The sequence below is a fragment of the Duganella guangzhouensis genome (genome assembly GCF_009674535.1).
Classification (GTDB): Bacteria; Pseudomonadota; Gammaproteobacteria; order Burkholderiales; family Burkholderiaceae_D; genus Rugamonas; species Rugamonas guangzhouensis.
The window spans coordinates 47448-63613 of the sequence record NZ_WKJK01000005.1 but is presented as its reverse complement, the minus strand read 5'-3'; the positions used below and the strand labels follow the sequence as shown (position 1 = coordinate 63613).

Here is a 16166-nt window from a genome sequence, read left to right as displayed (position 1 = left end):
GTTACTTACCGCTTACCTGCGCGGGTGCTGACATCCACCCAGACCGCCAGCGTCAGAATCGCGCCTTTGACGATCATCTGCCAATACGTATCCACGTCCAGCATCGACATGCCGTTGTCCAGCGACGCCATTACCAGCGCGCCGATCAACGCGCCGTGCACGGTGCCGGAGCCGCCGCGCATCGAGGTGCCGCCGATGAAGCAGGCCGCAATCGCATCCAGCTCGCCCGAGGTGCCGGCCGATGGTGAACCCGCCGCCAGACGCGCCGTGTTCACCAGCCCCGCCAGCGCGCACATCAAACCCATGATCCCGAAAATCCACAGCTTGATCGACTTGACGTTGATGCCGGACAGCCGGGTCGCCTCCATGTTCGAGCCCACCGAGTACACGCGGCGGCCAAACACGGTCTGCGTGGTGACGTAGCTGAAGATGCCCAGCAGCGCCAGAAGCAGCAGCACCGGCAGCGGAATGCCCTCATACGAATTGAAGGTCACCACAAAGCCCGCCAGCACAGCGCCGAGGATCGCCAGCTTCAGCGCGTCGCGCCACACCGGCGCCACGTCCAGCGCGTGGGTGGCACGGCTGCGGCGCTGCTGGAAGATCAGGTAGACCGCCACCACAAACAGCACCACACCCAGTGCGATGCCCAGCGTCGGTGACAGATACGCCTGGCCGATGTAGACCATATCGTCCGACACCGGCGCGATGGTGGTACCGCCGGTCACGCCCAGCACGATGCCGCGATAGGCCAGCATGCCGCCCAGGCCAACGATGAACGACGGGATGCCCAGATAGGCGGTCAGGAAGCCGTTGAACAGGCCAATCACCAGGCCGACCACCAGCACAATGGCCAGCGTGGCCGACAGCGGCAGGTGATGCGTCACATCCAGCACCGCCGCGATACCGCCCAACAGGCCAAGCAGCGAGCCAACCGACAGATCGATCTCGCCGGCGATAATCACCAGCGACATGCCGCAGGCGACGATGCCGGTGATCGCCATCTGGCGCATCAGATTGGACAAGTTACGCGGCGTGACGAAGCCGCCCTCGGTGTGATAGCTGAAGAAGCCCCAGATGATGGCCACCGCGATCAGCAGCGCCAGCATCTTGTACTGCGTGAACAGTTGTTTGATGTTGTTACTCTTCATAAGTCATCCTAAATTCAATGCGCCTGATCCAGCGCCGCCGCCAGCACGGTTTCCTGGCTGAGGTTATGGTTGACGAAATCGCCGCGCAGCTTGCCCTCGCCGATCACCAGCACACGGTCCGAAATGCCCAGTACTTCCGCCAGCTCGGACGACACCATGATGATGGACATGCCCTGCTTGGCCAGATCGAACATCAGCTGATAGATTTCGAATTTGGCGCCAACGTCAACGCCGCGCGTCGGTTCGTCGAGGATCAGGATCTTCGGTTTCGTCAGCAGCATCTTGGACAGCACCGCCTTCTGCTGGTTGCCGCCCGACAGACCGGTAATCGGCAGGAAGGGGCTGGACGTTTTCAGCTTGACCGCCTTGATCTCCTGACGAATGGTCGCCAGCTCGGCGTCCTGGTCGACGCGGGTAGCGCGCACAAAATCGTTCAGCACCGACAACGTCATGTTGTGACCAACGCCGAGATCCGGCACGATGCCGTGATGCTTACGGTCTTCCGGCACCATCGCCAGACCATTGCGGATGGCCTTCAGCGGCGTGCTGGTATCCAGCTTCTGGCCGTTGAGATAGACCTCGGCCTCGCTGGCGCCCGGATAAGCGCCAAAGATGGCCGATACCAGCTCGGTGCGCCCCGCTCCCACCAACCCCGCGATGCCGAGGATCTCGCCCTGGCGCAGCTGGAAAGAGATATTGTCGACGCGCTTGCGCTCCGGATTATCGGCGTCGTAGCAGGTGACGTTACGGGCTTCGAACACCACCTGGCCCGGCGTGTGCTCGCGCTGCGGATACAGCTGCGTCATCTCGCGGCCCACCATCTGCGCGATGATGCGGTCGATATTCATCTCCGACATCGGCGTGGTGGCGATATGCTGGCCGTCGCGAATGGTGACGATGGTGTCGCAAATCGCCGCCACCTCGTCCAGCTTGTGCGAGATGTAGACGCAGGTGACGCCCTTGGCTTTCAGTGAATGGATAATATCCAGCAGCACCTTGATCTCGTTCGCCGTCAGTGACGACGAAGGCTCGTCCAGAATCAGCAGGCGCGCGTTCTTGTTCAGCGCCTTGGCGATCTCGATCAACTGCTGGTGGCCGCCACCGTACTGCTTCACCGGCAGCACCACGTTGACGTCATTGATATTCAGCTCGCGCAGCAGCTGCTCGGCGCGACGATTCATGGCCGCGTAATCCATGCGGCCGCCCGGCAGCGTGATCTCGTTGCCGAGGAAGATATTCTCCGCCACCGACAACTCAGGCACCAGCATCAACTCCTGGTGAATGATGACGATGCCGGCCGCCTCGGTTTCGCGGATCGACTGCGCCTGCAGCGGCTTGCCATCCCACACAATCTCACCGTCCCAGGTGCCATGCGGGTAGACGGCGGACAGCACTTTCATCAAGGTCGATTTGCCGGCGCCGTTCTCGCCACACAGACCGGCGCACTCGCCGGCCTTGAGCTTGATGTCGATGCCGTTCAGGGCACGCACACCGCCAAAATCCTTGACGATGTTGCGCATTTCCAGAAGATATTCGGACATGCGCTTTCCTTAATTGGCCGTCAGCTGGGCCTTGGTGTAGAAGCCGTCGGTGGCCAGAATATCGACATTCGACTTGGTCAGCGCGATCGGCGCCAGCAGCAGCGTGCTGACATTCTTCATGCCGTTGTTGTAGCTGGCGTTATACTGCGGCGCCTCATTGCGCACCAGCTTGACCGACAGCCGTGCCGCTTCGGTGGCGATCACCTTCAGCGGCTTGTAAACCGTCATCGCCTGGGTGCCAGCGATCACGCGCTTGACGGCGGCCAGGTCGGCGTCCTGCCCCGACACCGGCACTTTGCCAGCCAGCTTTTGCGCAGCCAGCGCCTGAATCGCACCGCCGGCGGTGGCATCGTTGGAAGCGACCACCGCATCGATCTTGTTGCCATTGGCGGTTAGCGCGTTTTCGACGATGGACAGAGCTTCCGACGCGCTCCAGTCCTTGGTCCACTGCTTGCCGACGACCTTGATATCACCCTTGTCGATCAGCGGTTGCAGCACTTTCAACTGACCTTCGCGCAGGATCTTGGCGTTGTTGTCGGTCGGCGCGCCGCCGAGCAGGTAGTAATTACCCTTCGGTTTCAGGCCCACCAGCGTACTGGCTTGCAGCTCACCGACCTTGGCGTTATCGAAGGAGATGTAGGCATCGATATCGGCGTTGAGGATCAAGCGGTCATAGGACACTACCTTGATCTTGGCCTTCTTCGCCTCGCGCACCGCGTTATTCAGCACCGTGGCGTTGTAGGGAACGATGACCAGTACATCCACGCCGCGCGAAATCAGATTCTCGATCTGCGAAATCTGGCGCTGCTCGCTGGCGTCGGCCGATTGCACGTAGACCTTGGCGCCCAGCTTCTCCGCCTCGGCGGTGAAGTAATCGCGATCGCGCGCCCAGCGTTCCAGGCGCAAGTCATCGATCGAAAAGCCGATCTTGGGATTCTTCGCATCGGCCATCGCCGCGCCGCCGCTGAGTGCCAACATGGTGCCGATAATAGCGCTGACTACAGTCTTCTTCATGATTTTGTCTCCGTATGTTAGATTCTTCTCCGCCGTCATTCCGGCGCACGCCGGAATCCATGCTGAGTGTGCGTCGTACCGCACGTTCTATGGATTCCGGCCTTCGCCGGAATGACGGGTCTAGTGGTTGTGGCGCGCCAGGGTGTGGCCTACTCCTTTGTATTCAAGCGCGAGTTCCATGCAGGCGCCGGTTTCCATCTGGCCGGTGGTGGAGCGGTAGATCTGCTGCCACGGCGTCTGGCTGGCCGGTACCGGCGGGATGCCTTCGGCTTTGCGCTTGGCCAGTTCTTCGTCGCTGATCAGCATATTGCAGCTGCCTTCGTTCAGGTCCACACGCACGGTGTCGCCGGTGCGGATGTAGGCCAGGCCGCCACCCACCGCGCTTTCCGGCGAGGCGTTCAGGATCGATGGGCTGTCCGAGGTGCCGGACTGGCGACCATCACCCAGCGTCGGCAGCCAGTTGACGCCACGTTTGATCAGCGCATCCGGCGGTTGCATGTTGACGACTTCCGCCGATCCTGGCCAGCCGATAGGACCGGCGCCACGAATCACCAGCATGCAGTTCTCGTCGATGTTCAATGCCGGATCGTTGATGCGATCGTGGTAATCGCCTGAGCCATCAAACACGATGGCACGCGATTCGAAGGTGTTTTCCTTGCCCGGCGTGCTCAGATAACGCTGGCGGAATTCCGGCGAGATCACGCTGGTCTTCATGATCGCGAAGTCAAACAGATTGCCCTTCAAGACGAAGAAGCCCGCATCCTCTTTCAACGGCGCGTCGAACGGGTAGATCACTTCGCGGTCGTTGGTCTCGCGGCCCTGCAGATTGTCGGCCATGGTCTTGCCGGTGACGGTGAGACGGTTGGAGCGCAGCTTGCCCTTCTGCTCCAGCTCCCACATCACGGCCGGCACGCCGCCGGCGCGGTGGAAGCGCTCACCGAGGAATTTACCGGACGGCTGCATGTTCAGCAGCAGCGGCACCTTGTGGCCATACTCCATCCAGTCGGACGAGCGCAGATCGACGCCGGCGTGACGCGCCATGGCGACGATGTGCTGCTGGGCGTTGGTGGAGCCGCCTATCGCGGCGTTGACCACAATCGCGTCCAGGAAGGCTTCGCGGTTCAGGATCTGCGATGGACGGATGTCCTGCTTCGCCATTTCGACGATGCGCTTGCCGGTTTCGTAAGCCATCTGGCCACGCTCGCGATATGGCGCCGGAATCGCCGAGCAGCCGGTCAGCGACATGCCCAGCGCTTCGGCAATCGCGTTCATGGTCGACGCGGTACCCATGGTGTTGCAGTGGCCCGCAGATGGCGCCGAGGCGGCGGCGATTTCCAGGAACTTTTCGTTGTCGATTTTGCCGGCGGCCAGTTGCTTGCGGCCTTTCCAGATCGCCGATCCGGAGCCGACCAGCTCACCATCCAGCCAACCGTCCAGCATCGGACCGCCGGACAGCACGATGGCCGGGATGTCGACCGTGGCCGCAGCCATCAGCTGCGACGGCGTGGTCTTGTCGCAGCCGGTGGTCAGCACCACCGCGTCGATAGGATAGCCGTGCAGGATTTCGACCAGGCCCATATACGCCAGATTACGGTCGATGGCGGCGGTGGGACGGCGGCAGTTTTCAAAAATCGGATGCAGCGGGAATTCCATCGCAATGCCGCCCGCGTCGCGGATGCCGTCGCGCACGCGCTTGGCCAGCTCCAGGTGTATGCGGTTGCACGGGCTGATATCGCTGCCCGACTGCGCGATGCCGATGATCGGGCGGCCGGAACGCAGCTCTTCCGGCGTAATGCCGTAGTTCATAAAGCGCTCAAGATAGAGCGCGGTCATATCGATGTGGTCTGGATTATCGAACCAGTCCTGCGAACGGTAGCGACGCGATTGGGTGCTCATAGAGATGCCTATTCTGGTAAGTACAGGTGTTGCAGTTGTCCCGGCGAGGCGACGCGGAAGCTGAAGATGCCTCCCGCCAGCGGCTCCCGGCTCAATTCCTCTTCGGACAAGCCCTTGCGGGCGGTGGTCACGAACACGGTGCGCAGGTCTTCGCCGCCAAACGTCACCTTGGTGATGTTTGAGCATGGCATGTTGACGGTGTCCAGCAGTTGGCCCGAGGCGGCGTAGCGCTCGATGCGGCCGCCGGCAAACAGGCCAACCCACAGCGCGCCGTCGGCGTCGACCGCCGTGCCGTCCGGGTAGCCACTGCCTTCGATCTTGACGAACACGCGTTTGTTGGACAGGCCGCCCTGCTCATCGAGATCGAAGGCGTAGATGGTCTTTTCCAGTGTGTCGGTGTGATAGAAGGTGCGGCCGTCAGGGCTGACGCACGGGCCGTTGGTGATGATGTAGCCGCCGTCCTTGTGCAGCGGCGCCTCTTCACCGGTCTGACGATACAGAGCGCCGCTGGGTGACACTTCGGCGTTGTCCATGGAGCCAAACCACAGCGCGCCATGGCGGTCGATGTAGCCGTCGTTGAGGCGATTGCCGGGCAGTTGCGCTTCCAGCGTGTGCAGCGGCGTCAGCGCGCCGGTCTCGAACGAGAAGCGTTCGAGGCGGCCAGGCAGGCCGACCACGAAATCGCCTCCGTGCATGGGCAGTGCGAAGCCCACTTCGTCCGGCACCGTCCAGCTCTGACGGCGGCCGCCATCTTCGGCGCAGCGGTGGATGGCGCGCTGTTTGATGTCGACAAAGTACAGCGCCTTGTCCTCCGGGTGCCAGACCGGCCCTTCGGCCAGGGTTGCCCCCAGCGGCCAGATGCACTCAGGCTGATACAGGTTCATGCTCCATACCATCCGGCGTCGACGAAGTAATCGCGGCCGGAGCAGCGGCGCGCATTGTCCGAGGACAGGAACAGCGCCATCGCGGCGATGTCCTCCGGCAGTACGCGCTCGTGCAGACATTGCGCGTTGAGGATATCCTGCTCGCCTTCCGGCGTGTGCCACAGCGCCATCTGGCGCGGCGTCTGCACCGAGCCGGGGATGATGCAGTTGACGCGGATGCCATCCTTGCCCAGATCGCGCGCCAGGCCGCGAGTCAGGCCTTCAATGGCCGCCTTGGCGGTCATGTACAGCGTCAGGTCAGGCAGCGCCAGGTGCCAGGAGATCGAACCGAAGTTCAGGATCACGCCACCGCCGGCCGCCTTCATGCCCGGCGCTACCGCTTTGGCGCAGAAGAACTGGTGACGCAGATTGACCGCCAGGCTGTCGTCCCAGTACTTGGCGGTGACTTCCTGCACCTGGTGACGGTTGTCGTTTGCCGCGTTGTTAATCAGGATTTCAATCGCGCCGTGATCCTGCTCGATCTGCGAAATCACTTTGGACAGCGCATCGAGATCGGTCAGGTCGCAGTGGAAGTACACCGGCGGATGCTGCGCGCCTTTCAGGCTCTCGGCCAGTTCTTTCGACGCGTCGGCCGCGATATCGATGTAGAACACCTGCGCGCCCTGCTTGACGAAAGCATCGACGATGCCAGCACCAATGCCGGTGCCTCCACCGGTGATCAGTACTCGCTTGCCGGCGAGGTCCGGATAGGTCGCGTGGACCATGGGTTGCGCCATCTTATTCTCCTCCTGGGATTATAGTTTTTAGTTAAGCAGGCCGCGTTGGGCCAGATTGCTGTACAAGGCGCGTACGCCGAAAGTCCATGGAGTGACGGCGTCACTCAGATACACATGGTTGACCAGCATGCCCAGCTGCGCGGTGCTGATGCTGACGCGGTCACCCAGCTTGTGGGTGAAACCGGCGCCCGGCGCGCCACGGTCTTTAATCGGCGAGAACATGGTGCCGAGGAAGAGCATGAAGCCGTCCGGATATTGGTGATGCTTGCCGCAGGTTTGCGCTACCAGATCCAGCGGATCACGGCTGATTTCGCGCATGCGGCTTTCGCCGTCCAGGCGGAAGTCATCGTCCGCGCCCTCGATCACCAGCCGCAGTTCGGCATTGCGCACGCTGTCGATGGTGAAGCGCTCGTCGAACAGGCGGATGAAGGGACCGATCGAGCAGGAAGCGTTGTTGTCCTTGGCTTTACCCAGCAACAGCGCGCTGCGGCCTTCGATATCGCGCAAATTGACGTCGTTGCCCAGCGTGGCGCCCACGACTTGCGCGCGGCTGTTCACCGCCAGCACCACTTCCGGTTCCGGGTTGTTCCACTTCGATTCAGGATGCAGGCCGACGTCCGCGCCCAGGCCCACCGCCGACATGGGCTGCGACTTGGAGAACACTTCGGCGTAAGGGCCGATGCCCACTTCCATATACTGCGACCAGGCGCCGCGCGCAATGAACTGCTGCTTCAGCTTTTCCGCCTCCGGCGAACCTGGCTTGATGGCCGACAGATCGGCGCCGATATCCTGCAGCAGCGACGTGCGCAGCTCATCGGCCTTGGCCGGATTGCCGCCGGCCTGCTCTTCGATCACACGTTCCAGCAGGCTGACGGCAAACGTCACGCCGCAGGCTTTGATGGCTTGCACGTCGTTGGGCGACAGCAGGCGCACCGGCACGTCGTCAGCGCCGCTCAGTGCTGCCTCGATCAGCGCTTCCACGCGACCCAGCGATTCGCCTTGCGCGGCGTGGGCGAACGGCACCACGTCGTCGCGCTCCAGCAGGTCGGCCATGGTTGGCGCCTGCGCGGTAATATCGAATACTTCGCCGTTGCGCACCACCACCACGCTCGGACCATTGACGTCCTTGCGCCACACGCGGCCCACCAGCAGGGCATCGGAAAGGTCAGCGGGGAGATGCGCCAGAGCCGGCGCGTGCTTCAGAGTGTTCTTCACGATTTATCCTTGTCTCTATATGCGCCGAGCTTGCATCCGGCATTTTTGTTGCGCGTACCATTGGCTTAACCTAAAATGAATAGCGCTAACATTTTGTGAGTGTGAAGGAATTATGCGATCAAGTCAACACGCAATACGCAGCTGTTTTGGGGTCGTTCTGGCGGCCTGTCTGATAGGTGGCGCGGCGGCCGAACCGGCCACCCACTGGGTGGCGAGTTGGGGTGCGGCGCAGCAAATTCCCGACCCGCAGAACCAGCTGGCGGCCGAACACTGGCGCGATGCCAGCCTGCGCCAGATCGTGCATTTGTCAGTGGGCGGCAAGCAGTTCCGAGTCCGCATCAGCAATGTATATGGCACTGCACCATTGGTGGTCGATGGCGCCAGCGTGGCGCTGGCGCAGGCGGCCGGCGTGGCCGATGTCAAAGCCCCTACCCTGCGCCCGCTGACCTTCGACGGCCGCGCCTCGGTGCTGATTCCGGCCGGCGCCGAATACGATAGCGATGCCGTCGCCATGGAAGTGCCGGCGGCGGCCGACCTGGCGGTGTCACTCTACTTCAAGGAAGAACCGGCGCGCCAGACCAGCCATTCCGGCGCGCGCGCCAACAGCTACCTCGCCAAGGGCAACCGCGTGATGGACGCGGCATGGAGCGATGCCGGCACCATTCCGCGCTGGTTCGCGCTCAGCGCCGTAGACGTGCTGGCGCCACGCGGCGTCGGTGCGCTGGTCGCGGTAGGCGACTCCATCACCGATGGCTACGGCGTGCCTAACGATACCAACACCCGCTGGCCGGACGTACTGGCCGCGCGCCTGCGCAACGACAAACAGGCGATGGGCGTGGTGAACACCGGCATAGGCGGTGGCCGCATGCTGCGCGATGGCCTCGGCCCCAATCTGGCCTCGCGCTTCGAGCGCGATGTACTGGGACGCGCCGGCGTCACCCATGCGCTGGTGCTGATCGGCGTGAACGATCTGGGCGTCCAGCACCGCAATGGCCCGGATGCGCCAGCCGACCGTCAACAGTTGCTGGCCGACCTGAAGCTGGCGCACCGCCAGTTGATCGCGCGCGCGCACGCCAAGGGCATTTGCGTGATCGGCGCCACCGTCACGCCGTATGTCGGCAGCGATTACTATCACCCCGAAGCCGAAAACGAGGCGGACCGCCAGGCGCTGAACCAGTGGATACGCACTTCCGGTGCGTTCGATGCGGTGGCCGATTTTGACGCCACGCTGCGCGATCCCGCGCATCCGGATCGCATCAAGCCAGTCTACGATTCGGGCGACCATCTGCATCCATCACTGGGCGGCTACCGTGCTTTGGCGGATACCGTGCCGCTGACGGCACTGCGCAAGCGCTGCAACTGAATTTAAAACCAAATAAATACAACTATATGAGACAACACCTTCTTGCCGCCGGCGCCATGGCGCTGGCCCTGCTCTGCCACGCCCTGCCCGCGCAGGCGCTGGGCCAGAAAAAACTGGCCTGGTTTGACCAGCCGCCCACCGATGCTGTCGCACTGGCGCGCAATGGCCAGGCCGCGAAACTGTACGTCGATCCAGCCGATTATCCCGGCGTGCTGCGCGCCGCCGCCGATCTGCAGGCCGATATCGGCCGCGTCAGCGCCGCCAAACCGGTATTGACCCATGACGGCGCCAAGCCGGCCGGTGCCGACGTGGTCATCATCGGCACCATCGGCAAGAGCGCATTGATCGACCAGTTGGTGAAGGCCGGCGCGCTGGACGTCTCGGCCATCCAGGGCAAATGGGAAGGCTGGCAAGTGCAGACACTACGCAAGCCGTTGCCCGGCATCGAGCGTGCGCTGGTCATCGCAGGCAGCGACAAGCGCGGCACCATCTACGGCATCTACGAGATGTCCGAACAAATCGGCGTCTCGCCATGGAACTGGTGGGCTGACGTGCCGGCCGCGAAGCACGCCAATGTCTATGCCTCCGCCACAGCTGCGGTCAGCGACGCGCCGGTGGTGCAGTATCGCGGCATCTTCCTGAACGACGAAGCCCCGGCGCTGACCGGCTGGGTCAAGCAGCACTACGGCGACTTCAATCGCCAGTTCTACGCCAAGGTGTTTGAACTGATCCTGCGCCTGCGCGGCAACTACCTGTGGCCCGCCATGTGGGGCGAAGCCTTCTACGACGACGACAAATTGAACGGCAAAACCGCCGACGACTACGGCATCGTCATCGGCACCTCGCACCACGAACCGATGATGCGCGCGCACGACGAGTGGCGCCGTTACGGCGGCGGCCAGCCATGGGACTACAACCGCAGCGCTCCAACGTTGCGCGAATTCTGGACGCAGGGACTGCGCGCCTCGCAAGGCCAGGACAAAGTGATCACGCTGGGCATGCGCGGCGATGGCGACGAGCCGATGTCCGAAGGCGCCAATGTATCGCTGCTGGAGCGCATCGTCAGCGACCAGCGCAGCATCATCGCCAAAGAAATCAATCCGGATGTGACCAAAGTCCCGCAACTGTGGGCTTTGTACAAGGAGGTGCAGGAATACTACGAAAAAGGCATGCGCGTGCCGGACGACGTCATGCTGCTGTGGTGCGACGACAACTGGGGCAATATCCGCCGCCTGCCGACCGCCGAAGAGCGCAAGCGCAGCGGCGGCGCCGGCATCTACTACCACTTCGATTACGTCGGTGGGCCTCGTTCGTACAAATGGATCAACGTCACCCCGCTGCCCAAGGTGTGGGAGCAGATGCATCTGGCGTGGCAGTACCAGGCCAATCGCATGTGGATCGTCAACGTCGGCGACCTGAAACCGATGGAAGTGCCGATTGAATTCTTCCTCACCTACGCCTGGAATCCAGCGGCCTGGCCGGCCGAGCGCCTGCCGGATTACCTGAAATTGTGGGCCACGCGCGAGTTCGGGCCTGAGCATGCGGACGACATCGCCGACATCGTCGCTGAGTACACCAAGTACAACAGCCGCCGCAAGCCAGAGATGCTGGAACCGGACACCTACAGCCTGGTGAACTACAACGAAGCTGCCCGCATCGTTGACGAATACAAAGCGATAGCGGCACGCGCCGAGCGCATCTCCGCCGCGCTGCCTGCGGCCAAGCGAGATGCCTTCTTCCAGCTGGTGTTATACCCGGTGAAAGCCGGCGCGGTGGTGAATGAGCTGTACGTCACGGCCGGCCTGAATCGCTTGTACGGCCTGCAGGGCCGCGCCTCCACCAACGACCTGGCGACGCGGGCACGCGCGCTGTTTGCCGAAGATGCGGAGCTGGTGCGCCGGTATCACGAAGACATCAGCGGCGGCAAATGGAACCACATGATGTCGCAGACGCACCTGGGCTACACCTACTGGAACCAGCCGCCACGCAACGTCATGCCGCCAGTGACCGAGATGCAGATCCCTAAAGCGGCCGACATGGGCGTCGCGGTGGAAGGCAGCGCACAAGTCTGGCCCGGCCCCGGCGGCGACGCACTCGCCTTGCCGACGCTGGACGTATTCGAACAGCGCGCGCGCTTCATCGACATCTTCAACCGCGGCCAACAGCCGTTCGACTACACCGTCAGCGCCAACGAACCGTGGATCGTGCTGGACAAACCCAAGGGCAAAGTAGCGCGCGAACAGCGCATAAACATCAACGTCCGCTGGGCCGAAGTACCCGAAGGCGTGCGCACCGCAACGCTGACCATCGCCGGCGCGGGCGGCAAGACCACCGTGCGAGTGCCGCTGAACAAACCAGCCAGCGCCGCATCGCTGAAAGGCTACATCGAAACCGGTGGCGTAGTCTCCATGGAGGCCGAACATTACAGCCGCGCGGTGGCCGATGGCAAGCGCACTTGGTTGCGCATCCCCGACCACGGCCGCACCCTGTCCGGCATGACCGCCCTGCCGGTAGACGCAGCTGCGGACGAACACCCGCGCATGCATCTCGAATACGACATCCAGCTATTCAGCGCCGGCAAAGTCGAAGTCCAAACAACACTGGCACCGACACAGAAATTCCAACCCGGCGCCGGCCTGCGCTACGCGATATCGATTGACGACGAAGCGCCGCAAATCATCAACATCCACGCCGACAGCAGCGAAAAAGCCTGGGAACGCAGCGTCAGCGACGGCGCCACCGTACTAATCTCGCGCCACCAGATCGACAAACCCGGCAAGCACACCCTGAAATACTGGATCGTCGACCCCGGCCTGGTACTACAAAAACTGGTCATTAACACCGGCGGCCAGCGCCCCAGCTACCTAGGCCCACCCGAAAGCCCCCGCCAATAAATAAACCCGGGGTCAGGTCCATCATTTCTACACGGCCTCAACCGTACCTTGCGGTACGGTTGAGGCCGTGTAGAAATGATGGACCTGACCCCGGAGTGTTAGGGCTTGGCGTTGATGGCGGCGGCGATAGCGTCGCGCAAGGGTTTGGCGCGGAGGTGGTCGTCGAATGGGGTGGGACGCATCGGCAGGCCGTCGGTGCGTGGGGCTTCTTTCCATTCTTGCAGCCAGCTGGCGTGGTCGGCCATGCCCCACATCAGGAAGTCGCGGCATTGCGGGTAGCTGAAGGTGACGTCCAGGTAGTCCTTCGCCAAGGCGGCGACGCCTGCGTCGCGCGCTGTCACGTCGGCCGGTAGTTTGCGGTCGTTGACGTCGAACTCTGTTACCAGCAGGTCCAGGCCCATGCCGGTGACTTCGTCGAGGAATTGGCGCCACACGCGCTGGTGCTGTGAGCCGCTGCTCACTTCATCCCAGGAGCCGATGTGGCTCTGTAGACCCAGCGCGTGCACCGGCGTGCCGCGCGATTTCAGCGCGTGCAGCAGTTTCAAGACGCCTTCGCGATGTTTGGTGCTGCCTTCGTCGGCCCGCATGTAGTCGTTGTAGACCAGTTGCGCGCCCGGCGCGTGCTCGCGCGCCACGCGGAACGCGAGATCGATCTGCTCCACCGCGCCCAGATGCTGGGTGAAGACGTTGGCACGCAGTGCGCCGCTGGCCGGGTCCACCGCTTCGTTCACCACGTCGTAACTGTGGATGATGCCGCCAAAATGGTCGCATACCGTCACGATGTGCTTGCGCAGCAGTGCTTCCGCCGCCTGCGCCGGTTGCGCGCCGAAGTCGTATTCGTTGACCCACTTGGGTAGCCATTTTGCGTCCTGCCAGATCAGATTATGGCCGCGCACCAGCATGCCCTGCTGCCGCGCCCACGCGTACATGGCGTCCGCCGCTTCAAACTGGTACTCGCCCGGACGCGGCTCCAGCGCCTGCCACTTGCCTTCATTCTCGGCCACCAGCATATTGCATTCGCGGGCCATCAACGCTTTGTAGGCCGGATCGCGGAACCATCGTCCGCCGATGGCATTGCCGACATTCAGACCTTTGCGTTTGCCCAGTACCTTCAATGGTTCCGGCATCTCGACGGCATGCAGCGGCAGTGCGCCGCCAGCCGCTATCAACGCCAACATGGCGCGGCGGGATATCTTCATTTTTGTCTCACTCCTCGTTGGAAATGTTTGCTAACATCGTGGCATAATGAAATGATTACGCTACCATAAAAACGGAGACATGATGCGATTTTCCTTTTCCGCCGCGCTGGCCGCGCTGCTATTGACGCTGGCGGCCACCGCGTCGGCCGCCGACGAAGATGGCTACGACCTATGGCTGCGCTACCGCCCATTGGAGCAGGCAGCCCAGGCCCGTGTGCAATCGCAAGCCCGCAGCGTGGTGCTGCCCGGCGCGCCCTCGCCTACGTCGCAAGCCGCGCTGGATGAGCTGCACAAGGCGCTGACCGGTATGCTGGGCCGCGCGCCTGCGCCATCGGCTCGCATCAGCGATGGCGCGCTGCTGCTTGCCACGCCGGCCCGCCTGCAGGAGCTGGGTGCCGCCGCATCGCCGCTGCGCGCCGAGCTGTCGGCGCTGGGCAACGACGGCTATCTGCTGCGCCAGACCCGCATCCAGAACCACAACGTGACGCTGATCGCCGCCAATACCGACATCGGCCTGCTGTACGGCGCCTACGCCTGGCTGCGCGACGCCAATACCGGCGCCAAGCTGGAAGCGTCGTCCGCACCCACGCTGCAACTGCGCTTGCTGAATCATTGGGATAATCTGGACCGCACCGTGGAACGCGGCTACGCCGGCCAGTCGATCTGGGACTGGTGGGCGCTGCCCGACATTAAGGACCAACGCTACACCGACTACGCCCGCGCCAACGCGTCGCTGGGCATCAACGGCACGGTGCTTAACAACGTCAACTCCAAACCGGAAGTGCTGACCGCGCCCTTCATCGCCAAGGCCGCTGCAGTGGCCGATGTGCTGCGCCCTTACGGCATCAAGGTGTACCTGTCGGCGCGCTTTTCGACGCCATTGGAGCTGAAAGAAACCAGCACCGCCGACCCGCTGTCGCCGGAAGTCCGCGCCTGGTGGCAGCGCAAGGCCGATGAAATCTACAAGTCCATCCCCGACTTTGGCGGCTTCCTGGTCAAGGCCAATTCGGAAGGCCAGCCCGGTCCGCAGGACTACCACCGCACCCACGCCGATGGCGCCAATATGCTGGCCGCCGCACTGGCGCCGCACAAGGGCATTGTGATGTGGCGCGCGTTCGTCTACGCGCCGAAAGGCACGCATCTCAACGACGACCGCGCCAAGCAAGCCTATGATGAATTCAAGCCGCTGGACGGCCAGTTCGCCGCCAATGTGCTGGTGCAGGTGAAGAATGGCGCCATCGACTTCCAGCCGCGCGAGCCGTTCCACCCGCTGTTCGGCGCCATGCAGAAAACGCCGCTGATGATGGAGTTCCAGATCACCAAGGAGTATCTGGGCTTCTCGACCGATATGGCGTATCTGGGCACGCTGTTCGAAGAAACGCTGGAAACCGACACCAAAACCGCGCCGCAAGGCCGCACCGTGGCGCAGACGCTGAGCGGCATCGCCGGCGTAGCCAACATCGGCAGTGACCGTAACTGGGCCGGCTCGCACTTCGATCAGGCCAACTGGTACGCCTACGGCCGCATGGCCTGGAACCCGCAGGCCAAGGCGCGCGACGTCGCCGTCGAATGGGCCGCCCTCACCTTCGGCCCGCGCACCGTTACGCCGGTGGTCGACATGATGATGATGTCGCGCGAGACCGTGGTGAATTACATGACGCCTCTCGGCCTGCACCACATCATGGGCACCGGCCACCATCACGGCCCGGCACCGTGGGTGGACAATCTGGAGCGCCCGGACTGGAACCCGGTCTACTATCATCGCGCCAGCCGCGACGGCATTGGCTTCGACCGCACCGCCAAGGGCAGCAACGCGCTGGAACAGTACGCGCCGGAGATCGCCCGCCAGTTCAGCGATCCCAAAACCACGCCGCCGCAGTTCCTGTTGTGGTTCCACCACCTGCCATGGAACTACGCGATGCCGTCCGGCCGCACGCTGTGGGCCGAGCTGCTGGCCCATTACGATCAGGGTCTGGCCGACGCCAAATCGCTGCGCGCGCGCTGGGTGGCACTGAAACCGCTGATCGATCCGCGCCGCTACAGCGAGGAAGAACAGCGCCTGAACCGTCAGGTCGCCAACGCCACGCTGTGGCGCGATGCCTGCGTGGCTTACTTCCAGTCGGTCTCCGGACTGCCGCTGCCAGCCGGCGTGCAGCCGCCGGCGCACCCGCTGGATTACTATAAATCGTTAAGCTACCCCTATGCTCCGGGCCGTGGATAGTGCCCGCTTGTGGTA

The 16166-nt window shown here is 63.0% G+C and carries 11 protein-coding genes; 3 read left to right on the top strand and 8 right to left on the bottom strand.

The genetic code is table 11. The features are described from left to right. Nucleotides 1-5: 5 nt before the first annotated feature. The 7 genes from GJ699_RS10955 to GJ699_RS10925 form a co-directional block, all read right to left on the bottom strand. Nucleotides 6-1148 (bottom strand): sugar ABC transporter permease, encoded by a 1143-nt coding sequence (locus GJ699_RS10955; RefSeq protein WP_154376041.1) that lies wholly within the window; start codon nt 1146-1148, stop codon nt 6-8. A gap of 14 nt (nt 1149-1162) precedes the next feature. Beyond that, nucleotides 1163-2689 carry a D-xylose ABC transporter ATP-binding protein gene (gene xylG / locus GJ699_RS10950; RefSeq protein WP_154376039.1) on the bottom strand — a complete coding sequence of 509 codons (1527 nt, stop codon included), beginning with the start codon at nt 2687-2689 and terminating at the stop codon, nt 1163-1165. A 9-nt stretch (nt 2690-2698) separates the two neighbouring features. Beyond that, nucleotides 2699-3667, bottom strand: coding sequence for a D-xylose ABC transporter substrate-binding protein (xylF, locus tag GJ699_RS10945; protein WP_371867546.1), 969 nt, complete (start codon nt 3665-3667; stop codon nt 2699-2701). Between the two features lie 156 nt (nt 3668-3823). Beyond that, entirely contained in the window at nt 3824-5599 is a 1776-nt protein-coding gene (locus GJ699_RS10940; protein ID WP_154376036.1) for an IlvD/Edd family dehydratase, read from the bottom strand. A gap of 8 nt (nt 5600-5607) precedes the next feature. Then, complete coding sequence (locus tag GJ699_RS10935) at nt 5608-6483, bottom strand: SMP-30/gluconolactonase/LRE family protein (protein WP_154376033.1); 876 nt, start codon at nt 6481-6483, stop codon at nt 5608-5610. After that, entirely contained in the window at nt 6480-7247 is a 768-nt protein-coding gene (gene xylB / locus GJ699_RS10930; protein WP_154376654.1) for a D-xylose 1-dehydrogenase, read from the bottom strand. The genes GJ699_RS10935 and xylB overlap by 4 nt, the downstream gene beginning before the upstream one ends. A gap of 39 nt (nt 7248-7286) precedes the next feature. Continuing rightward, entirely contained in the window at nt 7287-8474 is a 1188-nt protein-coding gene (locus GJ699_RS10925) for a fumarylacetoacetate hydrolase family protein (protein ID WP_371867529.1), read from the bottom strand. Nucleotides 8475-8586: 112 nt separating this feature from the next. Between GJ699_RS10925 and GJ699_RS10920 the strand changes: the two genes are divergently transcribed. Continuing rightward, nucleotides 8587-9837 (top strand): SGNH/GDSL hydrolase family protein, encoded by a 1251-nt coding sequence (locus tag GJ699_RS10920; protein ID WP_154376031.1) that lies wholly within the window; start codon nt 8587-8589, stop codon nt 9835-9837. A 26-nt stretch (nt 9838-9863) separates the two neighbouring features. After that, nucleotides 9864-12731: a glycosyl hydrolase 115 family protein gene (locus GJ699_RS10915; RefSeq protein ID WP_154376029.1), complete on the top strand. Its 2868-nt coding sequence runs from the start codon at nt 9864-9866 to the stop codon at nt 12729-12731. 98 nt (nt 12732-12829) lie between these two features. On the opposite strand, the gene GJ699_RS10910 is transcribed toward GJ699_RS10915, so the two are convergent. Continuing rightward, nucleotides 12830-13930 (bottom strand): endo-1,4-beta-xylanase, encoded by a 1101-nt coding sequence (locus GJ699_RS10910; protein ID WP_154376026.1) that lies wholly within the window; start codon nt 13928-13930, stop codon nt 12830-12832. A 79-nt stretch (nt 13931-14009) separates the two neighbouring features. Here GJ699_RS10910 and GJ699_RS10905 point away from each other — a divergent pair, with 79 nt between their 5' ends. After that, nucleotides 14010-16151 (top strand): alpha-glucuronidase family glycosyl hydrolase, encoded by a 2142-nt coding sequence (locus tag GJ699_RS10905; protein WP_154376024.1) that lies wholly within the window; start codon nt 14010-14012, stop codon nt 16149-16151. Nucleotides 16152-16166 lie beyond the last annotated feature (15 nt).